This window comes from Streptomyces sp. NBC_01508 (assembly GCF_045040315.1).
Classification (GTDB): Bacteria; Actinomycetota; Actinomycetes; order Streptomycetales; family Streptomycetaceae; genus Streptomyces.
This window is the reverse complement of the sequence record NZ_CP109419.1, coordinates 4,691,126-4,706,724: the sequence shown is the minus strand read 5'-3', so window position 1 is coordinate 4,706,724 and position 15,599 is coordinate 4,691,126. Positions and strand designations below refer to the sequence as shown.

16 protein-coding genes are annotated in these 15,599 nt (G+C 70.5%); 8 read left to right on the top strand and 8 right to left on the bottom strand.

Features of this window, described 5'->3' with window-relative positions; genetic code table 11:
• The first annotated feature begins 4 nt into the window (after positions 1–4).
• The gene (locus OG700_RS21935) at positions 5–754 is read left to right on the top strand and encodes a DUF461 domain-containing protein (protein WP_405616107.1); all 750 of its coding nucleotides are present in this window, start codon (positions 5–7) and stop codon (positions 752–754) included.
• Between the two features lie 84 nt (positions 755–838).
• On the opposite strand, the gene OG700_RS21930 is transcribed toward OG700_RS21935, so the two are convergent.
• The gene (locus tag OG700_RS21930) at positions 839–1,519 is read right to left on the bottom strand and encodes a response regulator transcription factor (protein WP_189110519.1); all 681 of its coding nucleotides are present in this window, start codon (positions 1,517–1,519) and stop codon (positions 839–841) included.
• Entirely contained in the window at positions 1,516–2,781 is a 1,266-nt protein-coding gene (locus OG700_RS21925) for a sensor histidine kinase (RefSeq protein ID WP_405616105.1), read from the bottom strand. The genes OG700_RS21930 and OG700_RS21925 overlap by 4 nt, the downstream gene beginning before the upstream one ends.
• Positions 2,782–2,980: 199 nt before the next feature.
• On the opposite strand from OG700_RS21925, the gene phoU reads away from it, so the two are divergent.
• Positions 2,981–3,661 (top strand): phosphate signaling complex protein PhoU, encoded by a 681-nt coding sequence (gene phoU / locus OG700_RS21920; RefSeq protein ID WP_078076550.1) that lies wholly within the window; start codon positions 2,981–2,983, stop codon positions 3,659–3,661.
• A 133-nt stretch (positions 3,662–3,794) separates the two neighbouring features.
• Positions 3,795–3,995 carry a hypothetical protein gene (locus OG700_RS21915; protein WP_405622278.1) on the top strand — a complete coding sequence of 67 codons (201 nt, stop codon included), beginning with the start codon at positions 3,795–3,797 and terminating at the stop codon, positions 3,993–3,995.
• Positions 3,996–4,372: 377 nt separating this feature from the next.
• Here OG700_RS21915 and OG700_RS21910 read toward each other — a convergent pair whose 3' ends face one another.
• On the bottom strand, positions 4,373–5,134 hold the full coding sequence (locus OG700_RS21910) for a phosphoglyceromutase (protein WP_405616103.1): 762 nt from the start codon (positions 5,132–5,134) through the stop codon (positions 4,373–4,375).
• A 144-nt stretch (positions 5,135–5,278) separates the two neighbouring features.
• Between OG700_RS21910 and OG700_RS21905 the strand changes: the two genes are divergently transcribed.
• Positions 5,279–6,601 carry an MDR family MFS transporter gene (locus tag OG700_RS21905; RefSeq protein ID WP_405616101.1) on the top strand — a complete coding sequence of 441 codons (1,323 nt, stop codon included), beginning with the start codon at positions 5,279–5,281 and terminating at the stop codon, positions 6,599–6,601.
• Between the two features lie 13 nt (positions 6,602–6,614).
• Here the strand turns inward: OG700_RS21905 and OG700_RS21900 are convergent, their stop codons facing one another.
• From OG700_RS21900 to OG700_RS21890, 3 genes are all read right to left on the bottom strand, one after another.
• Complete coding sequence (locus OG700_RS21900; RefSeq protein WP_405616099.1) at positions 6,615–8,270, bottom strand: N,N-dimethylformamidase beta subunit family domain-containing protein; 1,656 nt, start codon at positions 8,268–8,270, stop codon at positions 6,615–6,617.
• A 150-nt stretch (positions 8,271–8,420) separates the two neighbouring features.
• Positions 8,421–9,656: a helix-turn-helix domain-containing protein gene (locus OG700_RS21895; protein ID WP_405616097.1), complete on the bottom strand. Its 1,236-nt coding sequence runs from the start codon at positions 9,654–9,656 to the stop codon at positions 8,421–8,423.
• A 2-nt stretch (positions 9,657–9,658) separates the two neighbouring features.
• Positions 9,659–9,973 (bottom strand): putative quinol monooxygenase, encoded by a 315-nt coding sequence (locus OG700_RS21890; RefSeq protein WP_405616095.1) that lies wholly within the window; start codon positions 9,971–9,973, stop codon positions 9,659–9,661.
• Between the two features lie 598 nt (positions 9,974–10,571).
• Here OG700_RS21890 and OG700_RS21885 point away from each other — a divergent pair.
• Positions 10,572–10,820 (top strand): hypothetical protein, encoded by a 249-nt coding sequence (locus OG700_RS21885; protein WP_405616092.1) that lies wholly within the window; start codon positions 10,572–10,574, stop codon positions 10,818–10,820.
• Positions 10,817–11,059 carry a hypothetical protein gene (locus OG700_RS21880; RefSeq protein ID WP_405616090.1) on the top strand — a complete coding sequence of 81 codons (243 nt, stop codon included), beginning with the start codon at positions 10,817–10,819 and terminating at the stop codon, positions 11,057–11,059. Before OG700_RS21885 ends, OG700_RS21880 begins: the two co-directional genes overlap by 4 nt.
• Before the next feature lie 98 nt (positions 11,060–11,157).
• On the opposite strand, the gene OG700_RS21875 is transcribed toward OG700_RS21880, so the two are convergent.
• Positions 11,158–11,706, bottom strand: a complete 549-nt coding sequence (locus OG700_RS21875) for a YbjN domain-containing protein (RefSeq protein ID WP_405616088.1) — start codon at positions 11,704–11,706, stop codon at positions 11,158–11,160.
• Positions 11,699–13,042 carry a D-inositol-3-phosphate glycosyltransferase gene (gene mshA, locus OG700_RS21870; protein ID WP_405616086.1) on the bottom strand — a complete coding sequence of 448 codons (1,344 nt, stop codon included), beginning with the start codon at positions 13,040–13,042 and terminating at the stop codon, positions 11,699–11,701. The genes OG700_RS21875 and mshA overlap by 8 nt, the downstream gene beginning before the upstream one ends.
• 259 nt (positions 13,043–13,301) lie before the next feature.
• Here mshA and OG700_RS21865 point away from each other — a divergent pair, with 259 nt between their 5' ends.
• Both OG700_RS21865 and OG700_RS21860 read left to right on the top strand, forming a co-directional pair.
• Positions 13,302–14,168 (top strand): class I SAM-dependent methyltransferase, encoded by an 867-nt coding sequence (locus OG700_RS21865; RefSeq protein ID WP_405616084.1) that lies wholly within the window; start codon positions 13,302–13,304, stop codon positions 14,166–14,168.
• A 155-nt stretch (positions 14,169–14,323) separates the two neighbouring features.
• Positions 14,324–15,463, top strand: coding sequence for a C40 family peptidase (locus OG700_RS21860; protein ID WP_405616082.1), 1,140 nt, complete (start codon positions 14,324–14,326; stop codon positions 15,461–15,463).
• The last annotated feature ends 136 nt before the right edge of the window (positions 15,464–15,599 follow it).

The following is a 15,599-nucleotide window of genomic DNA, read 5'->3' as shown; positions in this document are numbered from 1 at the left end:
CGCCGTGAGCCGCAGCCTTCGACGCGGCACCCTCGCCGCGTCTGCCATCGCGTTCTCGATCGCCTCGCTCGCCGCGTGCGGTGCCGGCAACAACGCGCAGACGCTCGGCGTCCGACCTGACAACGCCTCGACCTCCATCGGCGACATCAGCGTCCAGAACGCCACGGTCGTCACTCAGCCCAAGGCCACCACCGAGGGCCCCGCCGCCATCACGGCGAAGCTCTTCAACAACGGCCGCACCCAGCAGACGCTCGACGCGATCACGCTGCCGGGCAGCGGTGCCACGGTGAAGATCAGCCCGGCCAAGGGCAAGGGGCCGCTCACGGTGCCCGCCAACGGCTCGGTCCTGATCGGCGGCGAGGGCAACGCCTCCGCCGTGATCGAGACCGGCGACGAGCCGGCGCGCAACGGTGACGCCCAGCGGGTCGTGTTCCAGTTCAGCGAGACCGGCGACGTCGCGCTCGACGCTCTCGTGGTGCCGGCGAACGGACCCTTCACGGGCTTCGGCCCGAGCGCGTCGCCGTCGTCGTCGCCGTCCACCGGGCCGTCGGAACAGCCGGCCGGAACCCCTTCGGGGACGCCGTCCGACGGCGCGTCCGGCGCACCGGGCGACGGGGCGACGGACGGGGCGGCCGACGGAGAGTCCGAGACGCCGCCCGGCGGCACCGCCGAGGGCGCGGACCAGGGCACCGCCGAGGGCGAGCAGTCGACGCCGACGGACTCCGCGTCGGCCTCCACGAACACCGAGCACTGACAGCGGGCCGACACGCGCGCAAGGGTGCCGCACCGGGATTCCGGTGCGGCACCCTACGTACGTAAGAGAGCTGGGGTGAGCGGTTTACGGCTCGAACTTGTAGCCGAGACCGCGCACCGTCACCAGATACCGCGGCGCCCCCGGATCGGGCTCGATCTTGGCGCGCAGCCGCTTGACGTGGACGTCGAGGGTCTTGGTGTCCCCCACGTAGTCCGCGCCCCAGACCCGGTCGATCAGCTGCATACGGGTCAGCACCCGGCCCGCGTTGCGCAGCAGCATCTCCAGCAGGTCGAACTCCTTGAGCGGCAGGTCGACCTTGCCGCCGGAGACCGTCACGACGTGGCGGTCCACGTCCATCCGGACCGGTCCCGCCTCCAGCGCGGCCGGCGCGACCTCCTCCGGCTCGCCCCTGCGGCGCAGCACCGCGCGGATGCGCGCGACCAGCTCCCGCGAGGAGAAGGGCTTGGTCACGTAGTCGTCGGCTCCTATCTCCAGGCCGACGACCTTGTCGATCTCGCTGTCCTTGGCGGTCACCATGATCACCGGGACGTTGGACTTCCCGCGCAGCTGGCGGCACACCTCGGTGCCGGGCAGACCGGGCAGCATCAGGTCGAGGAGGACGAGATCGGCGCCGTTGCGTTCGAACTCGTCAAGCCCCGCGGGCCCGGTGGTCGCGATCGCGACCTCGAAGCCCTCCTTACGGAGCATGTAGGAAAGAGCGTCGCTGAAGGATTCCTCATCCTCGACGACGAGCACTCGGGTCACGGAAGGACCTCCGGGGCAGGGATCTCGGTCGATTGGTCAAGATCGTTGAGGTCGTGATGAAAGCGGCGCTGGGCGTCTTCGTCCGTGCCGGCGGTGGGTGTGCGGTCCCGTCCGGCGCCCGCTTCGGGGAGCCTCAGGGTGAAGGTGGAGCCCTGGCCTTCGGAGCTCCACATCGTGACCTCCCCGCCGTGCGAGGCGGCCACGTGCTTGACGATGGCCAGGCCGAGGCCCGTACCACCGGTGGCCCGGGAGCGGGCCGGGTCGACGCGGTAGAACCGCTCGAAGACGCGCTCGCGGTCCTTCTCGGAGATGCCGATCCCCTGGTCGGTGACGGCTATCTCGATCAGATCCCCGCCGGTCGCGGCCACGGGCCGGGCCGCGATGCCCACACGGGTGCGGGCCGGGGAGTAGTTGACGGCGTTCTCGACGAGATTGCCGAGGGCGGCGGCCAGCTGGCCGCGGTTGCCCCAGACTCGCAGATCGGCGGCACCGCCGGCGGCCATGGTGATCTGCTTGGTGGACGCGGCGTGCCGGGACCTGTCGATGGCCTCGGCGACCAGTTCGTCCACCCGTACCGGTTCGGCGTCCTCCAGCGGGTCGTCGTTCTGCACCCGCGAGAGGTCGATGAGTTCCTGTACGAGATTGGTGAGCCGGGTCGCCTCGATCTGCATGCGGCCGGCGAAGCGGGTGACCGCCTCGGGGTCGTCGGAGGCGTCCATGACGGCCTCGGAGAGCAGGGAGAGCGCCCCGGTGGGGGTCTTCAGCTCATGGCTGACGTTCGCCACGAAGTCACGCCGGACCGCTTCGATCCTGCGCGCCTCCGTGAGGTCCTCGACCAGGAGCAGGACGAGGCGGGAGCCGAGTGGTGCCACCCGGGCCGATACGGCCAGGGCCTCGCCCCGGCCGGTGCCGCGCCGGGGCAGGTCCAGCTCCACCTGACGTATCTCACCGTCGCGACGGGTGTCGCGCGCCATGTGCAGCATCGGATCGACGGCCAGCTTGCCGCCTCTGACCAGGCCCAGCGCGTACGCGGCGGAGCTGGCCTTGACCACCGAATCGCTCTCGTCGAGCACGACGGCGGAGGAGCGCAGGACGGAGAGCACGGTGTCGACGCCGGGCGGAAGACCGGCTTCCGTATGCAGTGAGCTACGGGTGGGCCTGGCCTGGTCGCGCTCGCTCCAGCGGAACGCCAGCATGGCGATCACGCCGGTACAGGCCCCGGCGATCGCTGCCAATGCGGCGACTGCCGCGTTCACGTCCATGCATCCAGGTTATGCGCGTTGAGCTGCACTCTCCCAGCCGTACGGGTGTCTCCTCGAACACTCGTCGCCCAGAGTTCACCGTGGAGAAAGTACCGGTTCACTTGGGAGGGAGCATCCGGACTCCTGACGGGCCGAACGTGGGAGCGTGGGGGTCCTCAGCCCCCGGACCACCAGCAGGAAATTCCAGAGAGGGACACCCATGCGGGACGCGTACCACGAGGAACTTGACTCGATCGGCGAGGGCCTGGTCGAGATGGCCCGGCTGGTCGGGTCGGCGATCGGGCGCGCCACCACGTCCATGCTCGACGCCGATCTGAAGCTCGCCGAGAGCGTGATCGCCGGCGACCAGAAGGTCGACGACCTCCAGCACGATCTGGAGGCCAGGGCCATCGCGCTGCTGGCACGCCAGCAGCCGGTCGCCACCGACCTGCGGATCGTGGTCACGTCACTGCGGATGAGCGCGGACCTGGAGCGCTCGGGCGACCTGGCGCAGCACGTCGCCAAGCTGGCGCGGCTGCGCTTCCCGGTCAACGCCGTGCCGCACGACCTGCACGCGACCATCCTGGAGATGGGGCAGCTCGCGCAGCGGCTGATGGCGAAGGCGGCCGAGGTCATCATCACCAAGGACGTCGATCTGGCGCTCCAGCTGGAGCAGGACGACGACGAGATGGACCTCCTGCACCGCACGCTGTTCCAGCACCTGATGGACGACCGCTGGAAGCACGGCATCGAGACGGCGGTGGACGTGACGCTGCTCGGCCGGTACTACGAGCGGTTCGCCGACCACGCGGTGTCGGTGGCCAAGCGCGTGGTCTACCTGGTGACGGGTGAGCACGCGGACGAGATCCAGCAGGCGGAGGCTCCGGTCGAGGGCGCCTGACGGCTGCGCGGTGCGCGGTGCGCGGTGCGCGGACTTCAAGGGTTTCCAGGGGGGCGCAGGGGGCGTGTTGGGGTGGTGCGGAAGGGCGCCTGCGCGCATGCGCCGTTGATGCGCCCGCCGTGGTGCCGGTGCAATGGGCGCAGACGCCACCCACGTACGCCCGTGCACCTTCGAGGAGGAACCCATGGCCGAGTCCCCGATGACCGATACCCAGCAGGAAGCGCCCGTCGAACGAGCGTGGCTGGAGCTCCTCGGCGCCTGCGGCTGCGGGTCGGGCTGCGGCTGCGGCTGCCAGTCGGGCGCGCCGTGCGCCTGCGGGGGCAGCTGCGGCTGATCCGGACAAGGGCCCGGTCCGGTGGTGGACCTCCACCCGGACCGGGCCCTGCTAGGGCATGTTTCGAAAGTCCCGCCTGGCCGACGACGCCTGGCACGCGCACTCGCCGCGTTGTCGGAATCATCCAAGTACGCCCAGTACGAGAACGATCCTCCGCCTTGCGATCGCACGCACCAGACGCCGTCGGCCCCGCCCCTCGGGCGGACGGCGCGACTCTCGCAACACGCCCAGGCCCTGTCCGGGAACGTGGACCGGGTCGCGCGGCTCGTGGGCCGACCCCGGTGAACCCTTCCGGTCACAGCACCAGCTGCGGTCTGCCTCGTGCGGACTGCTACGCGCGGGCCGTTCGCGGCTGAGACCGGCTACTTCTTCTTGCCCTACTTCTTCTTGCCCTGGTTCTTCACGGCCTCGATCGCCGCCGCCGCCGCGTCCGGGTCCAGGTAGGTGCCGTGCGGCTTCAGGGGGCGGAAGTCCTCGTCCAGGTCGTAGGAGAGCGGGATGCCGGTGGGGATGTTGAGGCCCGCGATGTCCGCGTCCGAGACGCCGTCCAGGTGCTTCACCAGCGCGCGCAGGCTGTTGCCGTGTGCGGCGACCAGGACCGTGCGGCCGGTCAGCAGGTCCGGGACGATGTTGTCGTACCAGTACGGCAGCATGCGCACGACGACGTCCTTGAGGCACTCGGTGCGCGGGCGCAGCTCCGGCGGAATCGTCGCGTAGCGCGGGTCGTCGCTCTGCGAGAACTCGGCGCCGTCCTCCAGCGGCGGCGGCGGGGTGTCGTACGAGCGGCGCCAGAGCATGAACTGCTCCTCGCCGAACTCGGCGAGCGTCTGCGCCTTGTCCTTGCCCTGGAGCGCGCCGTAGTGGCGCTCGTTCAGGCGCCAGGAGCGGTGGACGGGGATCCAGGAGCGGTCGGCGGACTCCAGCGCCAGGGTGGCGGTGCGGATCGCGCGCTTCTGGAGGGAGGTGTGCAGGACGTCGGGCAGCAGGCCGGCGTCCTTGAGCAGTTCACCGCCGCGCACGGCCTCCTTCTCGCCCTTGTCCGTGAGATTGACGTCCACCCAGCCGGTGAACAGGTTCTTCGCGTTCCATTCGCTCTCGCCGTGGCGGAGGAGGATCAACTTGTACGGTGCGTCGGCCATGTGCCCGAGCCTAATCGAACGTTCCCGATTGACGCCTGCCGTCAATCGACTGGCGGCTCGGCGACGCGCGTACGTAAGTTGCGGTTGGCCGCTCGGCCACTTACACCACCAATGCCGGAAGGCAGACCTCGGGGGGACCGCCGCATGTCGATCGCCGGACTGGGACGCGCCATGGGCGAGAGCGTCAGAAGGAGCGTCGCGGGGCTGCCCCGTGAGTTCTGGTGGCTGTGGACGAGCACGCTGGTCAACCGTCTCGGTGCGTTCGTCACCACTTTCATGGCGCTGTATCTGACCATCGAGCGCGGCTACTCGGCGTCGTACGCGGGTCTCGTCGTCGCGCTCCACGGCCTCGGCGGTGTCATCTCCGCGGTCGGCGCGGGCGTGATGACCGACCGGCTCGGGCGGCGGCCCACGCTGCTGATCGCGCAGTCGTCGACGGCAGCTTCGGTGGCGCTGCTCGGCTTCATGCAGCACCCCGTGGCCATCGCGGCCGTCGCGTTCCTGGTCGGCATGACCTCCAACGCCTCGCGCCCCGCGGTGCAGGCGATGATGGCGGACATCGTGAAGCCCGAGGACCGGGTGCGGGCGTTCTCGCTCAACTACTGGGCAATCAACCTGGGGTTCGCGATTTCGGCGGGCGCGGCGGGCTTCATCGCCGAGTACAGCTATCTCGCCGGTTTCCTGGGTGAGGCGGCGCTGACGCTGACCTGCGCCGTACTGGTCTACGTCAAGCTGCCCGAGTCCCGGCCCGAACGCGTCCTGGTCGACGGGAAGAGCGCGCCGGAGATCGGGATGGGGACGGTCCTGCGGGACGGCCGCTTCATGGGTGTGGTCGGGCTGTCGTTCGTGGTCGCGCTGATCCTCCAGCAGGCGTTCGTGGGGCTGCCGGTGGCGATGGGCTCGGAGGGGTTCAGCAGCTCCGACTTCGGGATGATCATCGCGTTCAACGGGGTGCTGATCGTGGCGCTCCAGATCCCGGTCACCCGGTTCATCGAGCACCGTGACAGCCGCCGGCTGCTGATCCTGTCCTCGGTGCTGATGGGGTACGGCTTCGGGCTGACGGCCTTCGCCGGGTCGCTGGCCGTGTACGCGCTGGCGGTGTGCGTGTGGACCCTGGCCGAGATCGTCAACGCCCCGACCCAGATCAGCCTCGTGGTCCGGTTCTCGCCGGTCCACGGGCGGGGGCGCTACCAGGGCATGTACACGATGTCGTGGGCGGTGGCAGGTCTGGTCGCGCCGCTGATGGCCGGCCTGCTGATCGACCGCTACGGCGCCGACTGGCTGTGGGGCGCGTGCGCGCTGCTGGGGACGGTGGCGGCGTGCGGCTACTGGCTGCTGATGCGGGGGCTTTCGACGGGCGTGGTGGAGGCGGGCGGGGTGGAGGCGGGCGGGGTGGCCACGGAGGCGGACGGGGCGGACAAGGTGGCGGAGCCGGGTGTCGTGCGAGAAGTGACCGAGTCGCGGTGAGAGGTGAGAGCGGTCAGGCCCCCGGAGGCAGCCGCTCCTGGCTTTCCGTCGCCGCGTGCCCGTACACGCTCCGTACGTTGTCCCTCGGCGCCGGCCTGGTCCGCCCGGCCGGGCCCGCCGCGAAGGCGCGGAGCACGTTCTCGGTGGTACGGGTGACGAACGCGCCGGTGCGCGCGTCCATCCCGTGATTCCGGCCGTTCTCCCCGGTCCCCGCCATCAGACCCTCGACCCACCGCATCGTCCCGGAGGCGAAGACGCCCGCGCCGCCGGGCACGGTGTAGTACGCGGAGTCCGCGTGGCTGTCGCGGCCTGCGCAGACCAGCGGGGAGTGGGCGACGATCTCCAGCGGCGACGGTGTGGGCTGCCCCGGGGTCACCCGGTCGTACTCCACGCCGACCAGGTGGTCGAAGGAGTCGCCTCGCTTCGCCCCGGTCCCCTCGAAGATCCAGTGGTCCGCGCCGTGGACGACGTACGGGGCGTCCACGGGGAACCCCTCGTACAGGACGCCGGTCAGGGAGGACTCCGGGTCGGCGGCGGGGGGCGCCCGGAAGTCGGTGGTCACCATCGTGCGGTGCTCGACGAGGTACGGGTCGTTCCGGTAGTCGTCCTTGAAGCAGACGACCGTACGGACGGGACCGGTGCCGCCGTCCTGCTCCAGCCGGATCCGGCGGTAGCAGGTGTTGGCGCCGAGGAAGGCCAGGTTGGTTCCGGCGTCGCGGGCCCGGGTGACGTGGCGGCGCTGCTCGGGGGTCCAGTACTCGTCGTGCCCGAGCGAGACCACGGCCGTGGCGTCGCGCAGCACCGAGGGGGTGAGGTGGACGTCCACGCCCGTGGTGTACGCGAGCGGGATGCCGAGGCGTTCGGCGAGGACCACGGCGGCGCGTTCGTAGACCAGGAACTTCTCGGCACCGTTCTTGTCGTACGGCCGGTCGAAGCTGACGGCCAGCGAACGGGTCCCGTACGCGCCGTTCTCGCCCTCGTAGAGGCTGTAGCCGCCCCACAGGTTGTACGCCTGCCAGGTCGCGGGCGCGTGCATCAGTACCGTCCGGCCTGCGGCACTCGCCGAGCGGACGATCAGCGGGACGTAGCGCTGGTGCCCGTTCTCGGCGTCCAGCCGCAGCAGATACGCGCCCTCCGGCCAGCCGTCGGTGCGGACGGCGAGGGTACGTTCCCAGTCGGCCCGCACCGTGTCGGTGTACGTCACCATGCGCGGGCCGCTCTGGACGCGGCCCGCCACCCGGCCGGAGCGCCACACCAGCCTGGCCTGGGCTCCGCCGTACCAGCCGATCCGGTAGGCGGCGACCCGGAGGCCGGGTGCGGTGGTGGAGACGTACAGCCCGAACTCCTCGCCCGGCTCCACACTCACCGTGTCCGTGTATCCCTCGACCGCATCGGGCGGCCCCACGGAGCGGATGCGCCAGTCGGGACTGCCGGGCCGCGCCCGCTCGGCGGTGGCGTCGGCCGTGGGGTCGGTCGTGGGGTCGGTCGTGGGGTCGGCACCGACGCCGGTACGGCTTGGCGCACGGTCCGCGGAGTCGCAGCCGGCCACCGCGCCCACGGCGATCCCGGCGACGCCCGCGGCGGCGGCCTCCAGGAAATGCCGGCGGTCCAGCCGCCCGCGGCGCTCCGGGGGCTCACACCGCTCTGTGTCGTCGTCAGTCGTCGTCATCCGTCGGCCCGTCCCACGTGTCCTGCCGTGTCCCGGCGCTTGTGGTCAGCACGATCCTGGGCGGGTACGCGCTGACGGGCGACCCAGGGGGGCCGAATGCGCGTACAGCGGGAATGGGGATGCAGCGGGCCAGTGCCGGATCGGGAGCGCCTACGCCATCGCGTCCGCTCGTGCGGCGAGACCGCGCAGCTCAGGCGACGCCGTACGGCCAGCCATCAGCATCAGTTCCCTGATGACGCTCCGAGCCGCGATGTGGCTCCGGATCACATCGGGGGCAAGCGTCTCAGCTCTCAGCAAACACTCGAGCGCGTCGCCGGGCTGACGCCGCTGTGCGTGGGCCCGCCCGAGGTCCATCAGCAGCCTGGCCTGCCGTTCGGCGGAAAGCTCACTGGCATCCAGCCCATTCGCGATATCGAGTGCTTCGCCGGCGTCCCCGAGGTCAACGGCCGTGGAAACCGCCTGGATCTCGACGTTCTTGGGGCCGAACTCCAAGTCGAAATCGTTGCGTTCCGCTCCGATCCTCGCGGCCACCGCTCGGGCTTCGCCGATCTGTCGACGGGCGGAGGCCCGCTCACCGGCACGCGCGTGCACCAATGCCAGGACCAGGTGGAGCGAACCGACGACTGACAACTCCTCCGGGGTGGTGTTGTCGCCTTCCGCGTGCCGGGACAGAACATTGACCGCTGTGGTAGCGGCATGCTCGGCCTGGTCCAGGCGCTGGAGTCTTACGAACGCATGGACAAGCCGGAAGACTCCCGCGAAGACGCCCAAACGGTCACCGGCGAGTTCAGCCTCACGGATCGCGCGGTCTGCCGACAGCCACGCGGCATCCGCTTCGTTCTGCCGAACGAAGGCCGCCGCCAACGCCTGATACGTGCGGGCCAACAGCCGGTGAATCTCGGGCTGGTACTCCGCAGGCGCGGTGCGGGAAGCACGCTCCAGCCGTGGCACCAGCGGCCCCAGAGCCGCGCTCAGGTCGGTGAATCGACCGTCCTGGGTGAGCTGCCAGATCCGATCGACCTCGTCGCTCAACTCGACCACCGTCGCCGGGCGGCCGTCCTCGACCGGTTCCAGCACGACGTCAAGCGCCGAGTGCCCCGAGAGCACGAGCCGCACCTGGTCCAGATCATTCGGCGGCGCCACGACTGGCGCGTCCGGTTCGGCAGTGCCCGGCGCTTCGGGTCGCAGATCCTGTAGCGATACGCCGAGGCCGTCCGCGAGCAATCGCAGCACATCGAATCGGTTGACCGGCTGGATGCCCCGTTCAACCTGAGACATCCAACTGGCCGTACGTCCGATTGCTGCGGCCAGTTCGCTCTGTGTGAGACCCCGGCGCTTTCGGAGTTCCGACACCCGTGCGCCGAAAGCCCGCAGTCCTTCCGCCACGACTACGCCGCTGCCTTTCCACCGATGGCGTCGAGGAATGTCACTTCGACGCCGACAACGTACTGCTCGCGCTCATCCAAGAACTGCTTGGTGTGCGGCTGCGCCTCATGCGCGTCGAACGCGGCGCGGTCGGCGTACAGCTCGTAGAAGACCCGGATGAGCGGCTCGCCGACGGGGATGTGAGTGACATAGGCCATCGTGCCCGGCTCCTTGTCCTTGATCCCGTTCAAGGTGCGAGCACACAGCTCGTCAAAGGCAATCGACGCCTCCTGATCGCGCAACGCAAACCGGACGACGAGCCCGAAACCCTCATACATACATACTCCTTCCAGTCGCGCCAAGTCTGACAGATGCGCAGCTCAACTGCGAGTAGCAGATTAACTTCACTCGCAGAGTTTCTGCGAATATTCTCGTAGTCACATCACTACCTGGAGTGATCTGGGTGACCAGGTCGAGAGGGTGGGGGGACCACCACGCAAGTCATCCGGGCCAAACCAAGGCAGGCCCCCGCGACCGCGCGAACCGGAACGGGGACACGGCCGACCCGAGGAAAGCAGGTCAACGTGCTGAACCGTGTCACTCACCTCTTCGAGCAGCCGCCGCACGGCGGCGATCCATGCCTCCGCCGGATCCAGGGTGTCGAGGTGAACTCGTGGTGGACGTAACACGCCTGCGCCTCCTCCCCTGGACCGGGCCCGGAGGGAATCCCTGCTATCTGTCATCGGACGGCCACGGCCTCCACCGAGCTGACCGAAGCGCTACGCGCCACGGTGCGGGTCGCGGAAAGCCGGGGTGCGCGGCTACTGCTGGGTGAAGACAGGGATGAGGACGAGAGGACGAGAGCGAGTATGCGGAGCCCGATACTGGGGCAAAGAAGCAAAGTCGTGCCGAGGCGGCCGGAGAGGGAGGGCAATCATGGGCGAACGTCTGACGACCTACGTCGGCGGTGCCGAAGTCGAGGTGCCCAACAGCATTCCCGCCATCCGCGCCGCGCTGCCGGACGGCAGGCGCGAGGATTTCGACCGTGCCATCAACGCGGCCGGCATTGACGAGATCCACGCGGTGATGCGGCACTGGATGCTGGAGGCTGTTCCCGACCCCCAGGCCGACGAGATCCTGGACCGGCTGGCCCAGGACGAGGCCGAGCGGCGAGGTGCGAGTTGAGTTACCGCATCTCCTACGCCCCGCCGGCGGACGACACCCTGGCAAAGATGCGGAACGCCGACTCCTTCAGAAACAGGATGACGCGCACGTTGGGGCAGGACCCCTACGGCCATGGTTCAACCGCCGTCAAGGGTGAACGCGATCGACGCGAGGCGACGATCTCCGGCGCCATCGTCCTCTACTACGTCTCCGGCTCCGTACTCACCGTCACGGTGGTGAGGCTCGTCACTCTGTCCTGAGCCCAGTGGCTGCCACACCGACACAGTGTCCCCGGCTGACACCGGGGGCACTGTCGTAACGTCCGGACCCCAGGGCACCGGGGCAGGCGGGCAGCGGCTCAGTCGGTCGGGTGGGGTGGCCCCGGCGGGGTGGTCAGGTGGGTGAAGGCGTCGAGGTTTCTCGTGGACTCGCCGCGCGACACCCGCCACGCGTACTCCTTGCGGATCGCGCTCGCGAAGCCCAGCTCCAGCAGCGTGTTGAAGGAGCCGTCGGCCTCTTCGAGTACGGAGCCCAGCAGCCGGTCCAGTTCGTCCTCGCCCACGGCGGACAGCGGCAGCTTGCCGGCGAGATAGACGTCGCCGAGCCGGTCGACCGCGTACGCCACCCCGTACAGCTTGAGGTTGCGCTCCAGCAGCCAGCGGTGGACGCCGCCCTCGTTCTCGTCCGGATGCCGGATGACGAAGGCGTTGACGGAGAGGGAGTGCCGGCCGACGCGCAGGGAGCAGGTCGTGGAGAGCTTGCGGGTGCCGGGCAGCGTGACGACGAAGGAGCCGGGGCCGGGGCTCTCCCACGCCAGGCCGGAGTCGCGGGCGGCGGCCGTGAGGGTCCGCTCGACAAGGTGCGCGGCGTGGGCGGCGACCGTGTCCCCGCTCGCTTCGTCAGCCATGGTGCGAGCGTACGCGACCTCGGTGATCATGCACGGCGGCCGTGTAGACGTCCGCCGTCGCCGACGCCGCCGTGTCCCAGCCGAAGGACTGCGCGTGCCGCGAGGCCGCCAGCCCCATCCGGTCCACCAGTTCGGGCCGGTCGATGAAGCGGGCGAGCGCCTGGGCGTACGCCTCCGGCTCGTGGCCGGGGATCAGAAAGCCGGTCTGGCCGTTGCGTACGGCCACCGGCAGACCGCCCACCGCGGCGGCGACCACCGGGGTCCCCGCCGCCTGCGCCTCGATGGCGACGAGTCCGAACGACTCGCTGTACGACGGCATGACCAGCACGGACGCCGCGCGGAACCAGTCGGCGAGCCCCTCCTGGCCGACCGGCGGACGGAACCGTACGACATCGGCGATCCCGAGCCTGGCCGCCAGTTTGTGCAGCCCCTCCGGTCTCGCCAGACCGCTGCCGCTCGGGCCGCCCACGACCGGGACGACCATCCTCCTACGGAGGGCGGGCTCGCGGTCCAGCAGGACGGCCACGGCCCTCAGCAGGACGTCGGGTGCCTTGAGCGGCTGGATACGGCCGGCGAAGAGCGGGACGAACGCGTCCTGCGGCAGCCCGAGGCGGGCGCGCGCCGCCGCGCGGCCGTCGGCGGGGCGGAAGAGGTCCAGATTCACGCCGGGGTGGACGACCGCGACCTTCCCGGGGTCCGCTTCGTAGAAGCGGACGAGTTCGTCGGCCTCCTCGGCGGTGTTCGCGATCAGCCGGTCGGCGGCGCGCACGACCTGCGTCTCGCCGATGACGCGGGCCGGGGGCTCGGGGGTGTCGCCCTCGGCGAGCGCCGCGTTCTTGACCTTGGCCATGGTGTGCATGGCGTGGACGAGGGGCGCGCCCCACCGCTCGGCGGCGAGCCAGCCGACATGGCCGGAGAGCCAGTAGTGGGAGTGGACGAGGTCGTAGTAGCCGGGGCGCTGGCCGGCCCAGGCCTGCATCACGCCGTGCGTGAAGGCGCACAGCTGCGCGGGCAGCTCCTCCTTGGCCAGGCCCTCGTACGGACCGGCGTCCACGTGCCGTACGAGCACACCCGGCGTCAGCTCGACGCTGGGCGGGAGCCCGCCGGTGGTCGAGCGCGTGAAGATCTCGACCTCGATGTTGATGGCGGCCAGCCGCTTGGCCAGCTCGACGATGTAGACGTTCATGCCGCCCGCGTCGCCCGTCCCCGGCTGGTGCAGCGGGGAGGTGTGGACGCTGAGCATGGCGACGCGCCGGGGTTTGCGGGGGTGGCCGGGGATCCGGAGCCGGGGTGGTGACACCAGGGTGCCGGCAAGCCTGGACACGTACTGGCTCACGTCGACGGCCTCTCGCTCGGAGCGCTCGGAGCATGACAAGGAGAGGGCTTGGGGGATCCCTCTGAGTCGCGGCAACACCGGAATGCGCTCCTTCATTTCCCGCTTTGCCGAATCATTACCGTTGGCGGCTCAACCCTTGGGAGGTGTTCCGGGTACTCACGGGTACTCGGTGGTGGTGGGCGGTGTGGGCGGTGCGCGGTGCGGGCGGGGTGGGCGGTCACGGGCAGTCGCCGTCCGCCGCGTCGTTAGGCTCACTCGTATGCCCGCGCGCCCGTCCTCCTCGTCCCGCCGTCCCGAAGGGACGGTCACGCGCGGCACGACCAACCCGAACCGGCTGCGCCGCATGGACCGCTGGATCGCCGCCGTACACGGCCCGGCACTGCGCCGCGCGGCCGACCCCGTCGCCGTCGACCTCGGGTACGGCGCCGCGCCCTGGACCGCCGTCGAGCTGCTGAGGCGGCTGCGGGCGGCCGAGCCGCGCACCGAGGTGGTGGGCGTCGAGATCGACCCCGCGCGGGTCGCGGCGGCGCTTCCTTACGAAGAGGACGGGCTCGGCTTCGTGCACGGCGGCTTCGAGATCCCGCTGCCGCCGTCGAGTGGCGGCAGCGGCCGCAGGCCGCTGCTGATCCGGGCGGCGAACGTCCTGCGGCAGTACGAGGAGAGCGAGGTCCCGGCGGTCTGGGACCGGCTCCGCGCCCGCCTCGCGCCCGGCGGGCTGCTGGTGGAGGGCACGTGCGACGAGATCGGGCGGCGCCATGTCTGGGTCGCCCTCGGTACGGAGGGTCCGCGCACCGTCACCTTCGCGACCCGGCTCGGCTCGCTGGACCGCCCTTCGGATCTGGCGGAGCGGCTGCCCAAGGCGTTGATCCACCGCAATGTGCCGGGCGAACCGGTGCACGCGTTCCTGCGGGACTTCGACCGGGCGTGGGCGGCGGCCGCCCCGTACGCCTCGCTGGGCGCGCGACAGCGGTGGATCAGGGCCGTACGGGATCTGTCGGCCCACTGGCCGCTGGCCGGCCCGGCGGCGGGCGGCGGTGCGGGCAGATGGCGGCAGGGGGAAGTGACGGTGGAGTGGTCGGCGCTGGCGCCGAACTCCGGCGGAACGGACGTGTTCAAGGGAACGTGAGCGGCAAGCCGTTCGTCCCTGACGGGTAGACGCGACCGCGTCGACCGGCACCGCCCCCTGTCGTTCCGGGGACGGGCATGGCACGATCGCGTCGGCGGAGAAGAGTTACTGACAGTAAGTCAGATGCGTTCGTCCGAAGTCCGGAGGAAAAGCTCGTGAACCGACGCCGTTGTGTCACAGCCGCGATCACGGTCGTCTGCGCTCTGTCGGTGCTCGCGTCACCGGCGTTGCTGAACCAGGCGTACGCAGCTCCCGCGACCCCAGCCTCCCCCTCTTCGCCGAGTGACCCGCCCGTCGCGCCCCGGCCCTTCGACCGGTCCCTGCCGCCCGGGGCGGACGGCAAGTCCCCCGGCGCGGACGACTCGAAGCTCGAAGCGGTGCGCCGGAAGATCGACGGGCTGTACGGCAGGGCCGCCTCCGCCACCGACGCGTACAACCTCGCCGAGGAGCGCGCCGACAACCAGTCGACCGAACTGGTCAGGCTGTCCAGCGAGATCGTCAACGGCCAGGTCCGGATCGACAGACTCAAGCGGCAGGCAGGCGCCGCGGCCCGCGCGCAGTACCGCGCGGGCGGACTGCCGCCCGAGGCCCAGCTGATGCTCACCGACGACCCGCAGCTCTTCCTGGACGGCGCGGGCCGGGTCCAGCGGGGCCAGAAGGCGACCAAGGATCTCCTGGGCCAAATGACCAAGGCGCAGGGCGACTTGACGGCGTACACGAAGAAGGCCGGCGCCGAGTGGACGAAGCTCGAAGCCAGCCGGGTCAAGCAGGCGAAGGCGAAGAAGCAGATCCAGCGGCAGATCAAGGCCGCCAAGAAGATCGAGGCGGGGCTGGAGAAGGAGGAGCGCGACCGGCTGTTGATGCTGGAGCAGGAGGACGCGGCCAAGTCACAGGCGGCCTGGTTGGGTTCGGGCGCGCTCAAGGACATCAACGGCGAGGCGAGCGCCCAGGGCAAGAAGGCGATCGAGTACGCGACGGCACAGATCGGCAAGCCGTACGTGTGGGGCGCCGAGGGGCCGTCGTCGTTCGACTGTTCGGGGCTGACGTCCGAGGCGTGGGCGGCGGCCGGCAAGGGCATCCCGCGCACCTCGCAGGAGCAGTGGCGGCTGCTCCCCCGTGTCGCCGTCGCGGACATGCGGCCCGGCGACCTGATCATCTACCACGAGGACGCCAGCCATGTGGGCATGTACGTGGGCGACGGCTCGATCGTCCACGCGCCGCGGCCGGGCCGGCAGGTGACGCTGACGGGGGCGGGCTCGATGCTGATCCTCGGGGTCGTCAGGCCGGACAAGTAGGAAGCGGGCCGGACCCACATCCGATTCACCCCTTCTGCCCCCCTTGCCTCATTCGCGGCTTCCGGCTCCCCTCCCACGTGATGTTTGTCATGGCCCTTTCGGCCCTCGGAGTGGCCCTGATCGCGCCGGATGCGTG